Annotated in this window: 2 protein-coding genes; both read left to right on the top strand. The window is 59.1% G+C overall.

Annotation, left to right across the window (positions count from 1 at the left end):
* A partial coding sequence (gene fliS, locus GLW00_RS20995) for a flagellar export chaperone FliS (protein WP_160917076.1) occupies window positions 1-327 on the top strand: 327 nt, incomplete at its 5' end.
* A gap of 62 nt (window positions 328-389) precedes the next feature.
* On the top strand, window positions 390-692 hold a 303-nt coding region (locus tag GLW00_RS20990; RefSeq protein ID WP_202412590.1), incomplete at its 3' end, for a type 2 periplasmic-binding domain-containing protein.

Genomic DNA, 692 nt, shown 5'->3' with positions numbered 1-692 from the left:
CTTCTGGATGGGGCGCTTGAACGCATTAATATGGCGAAGGGCAAGATTGAGGCAAAGGATTACGCGGCCAAGGGAAATCTGATCAACAAGAGCATGGAGATCGTGGCCGTGCTACGTGGCTCCCTGAATTTTGAAGAAGGCGGGGATTTGGCCGGTGAACTGGAGAGGCTCTACGACTACATGGAGAGAGCTCTGCTGGAAGCCAGCATGCGCAATGACGTGGAAAAACTGGACGAAGTTGCCGGGCTTCTACGCACGGTCAAGGAAGGCTGGCAAGGCATCCGCGAAGAGGCCCTGGACTTCCTGCGCCAGCGCGACGCCGGCTGAGGGATGACGGATTTCAGTCCCTGTGCTTTAATTCAGGGCGAGCCTGAGGACTGGAGTCATCCATGCTGCGTGCCCTGTTGTACGGTGCCTTTGTTTTGCTGGTCTCGCTGGGCTCTGCTGCCCTGCAGGCCAACTCCACCGCTGAAGACCCCGTCACATTCAGCCTCGCGGCCATAGAGCCCTGGGCTGAACGCACGCCGGAAGGCGAGCGCCGTGGTCTGCTTGTGGATCTGGTGGAAGCGATCCGCGGTCGTACCGATATCCCCATCCGTTACCAGATCCGCCCCCACAGTCGTGCCATTCTGGAAATGGAGGAGGGGCATGCGGATTTCGTACCCACCTTCGTCGCGCCCGGCATTAATCAG

This window comes from Halobacillus litoralis (assembly GCF_009856445.1).
Classification (GTDB): Bacteria; Bacillota; Bacilli; order Bacillales; family Halobacillaceae; genus Halobacillus; species Halobacillus litoralis.
The sequence above is the reverse complement of the archived record's forward strand: the minus strand, read 5'-3'. Positions and strand labels throughout refer to the sequence as shown.